Source organism: Pseudomonas sp. R62, from assembly GCF_000257605.1.
Taxonomy (GTDB): Bacteria; Pseudomonadota; Gammaproteobacteria; order Pseudomonadales; family Pseudomonadaceae; genus Aquipseudomonas; species Aquipseudomonas atacamensis.
In genome coordinates this window covers 1,889,121-1,890,374 of the sequence record NZ_JH635999.1, presented here as the reverse complement: position 1 = coordinate 1,890,374, position 1,254 = coordinate 1,889,121, and the positions used below count along the sequence as shown (strand labels likewise).

The window sequence follows — 1,254 nt, the reverse complement described above, 5'->3', positions numbered from 1 at the left end:
GCCCCGCAGCAGCGGGGCTCTTCGCGTTTCAGAGGTCTGCCAGCTGCGTGAAGTCCGGGTAGGTCGCGCGATACCCCAACGTTCGATCGATCCACGCATTGAGCTCATTGACCATCACCGGCGGATGGCCGGGATAACCCTCGAGGGTGCTGCGCAGGGTGCGTTCGATATCGGGCACGCTGTGCAGGTTTCGGGTCTTGATGTAATGGCCGATAAAACAGTCGAGTTCCAGGCGTTCTGTCTTGGACAGATGGACACACTTCAGGCCGCTGACCTGTTTGATTGCAAAATCGTCGCTCACTTATTTCTCTGCAAGGCTTGAAAGTTGTTGATGGATTCCTGATTTTTTTGACTCTTTGGTCAACTGGTATACCAATCGGAAAGGCGGCGCGCATGCTATCCGCAGCGCGGGAAAATGTATGTATGACTGTCGAAATGTCTGACAGGCGGTTGATTCGCTCAAACGGCTGTTTTACGGGGGGTGTATCGCGGTTGAAACACTTTTTGTAACGCAGGGGACTCAGTGCCGGCGTTGGTTGATTAACGCAAGGATGGACGGATTATTTAGTCGACTCGTTCTATCAATTGCGCACCCTGATTACGCGTATTGCCGACCGCTTTGCCGACTTTGTACCATTCGAAGGCCTCACTGGGCTCGCCTTCAAACAGCAGCATCTGCTCGGCGCGTTCCAGTGGCGTAGCCGGATCAAGCCATTCCCGAGCTCGCGCCGAATCGAAGACCACTGGGCGGCGATCGTGAATATCGAGCAGGCCGCCCAGGCTGTCAGCGGTGATGATGACGAACCCGTCGTCCTCCCTCGGCGCAACCCCCGGTGCCGGAAACTGGCCGATACCGGCACAGAAGACCGGAGCCTGATCCGCCCGACGAATCAACCAGGGCTGTCGGGATTTTTCCCCGCTATCAACCCATTCATACCAATTGTCGACCGGCACGATCAGCCGCTGCCGCCAGATCGCCCGGAAGAACGCGCCGTGGGCGACTTTCTCTACCCGAGCGTTGATAGGCGGGGCACGATCCTTGGCCCAATGCGGCCGCCAGCCCCAACGCAAATTATCGGCATGAATGGCCTGTTCGTGCTGGTGCAGAACCGCCAGCGTAGTGGTGGGCGCTGCGTTGTAGCGATTGAGCGGCGCATCGCCAACGTGATTGATCAACGCATCGGGGATGCTCAGCACCGCAACGAAATCGTGAATCCCACGGTACTGCGTGAGTCTTCCGCACATGGATGAAAT

At 57.3% G+C, this 1,254-nt stretch carries 2 protein-coding genes; both read right to left on the bottom strand.

Going from position 1 to position 1,254, the window contains the following annotated elements; genetic code table 11:
- Positions 1-28: 28 nt before the first annotated feature.
- Positions 29-301: a hypothetical protein gene (locus OQK_RS26345; RefSeq protein WP_016775076.1), complete on the bottom strand. Its 273-nt coding sequence runs from the start codon at positions 299-301 to the stop codon at positions 29-31.
- A 263-nt stretch (positions 302-564) separates the two neighbouring features.
- Positions 565-1,245, bottom strand: coding sequence for an SOS response-associated peptidase (locus OQK_RS26340; RefSeq protein ID WP_038862204.1), 681 nt, complete (start codon positions 1,243-1,245; stop codon positions 565-567).
- Positions 1,246-1,254: the final 9 nt, after the last annotated feature.

Coding starts and splice junctions, on each gene's coding strand:
- OQK_RS26340 (WP_038862204.1), bottom strand. CDS start 1,245: ATGTGCGGAAGACTCACGCAGTACCGTGGGATTCACGATTTCGTTGCG.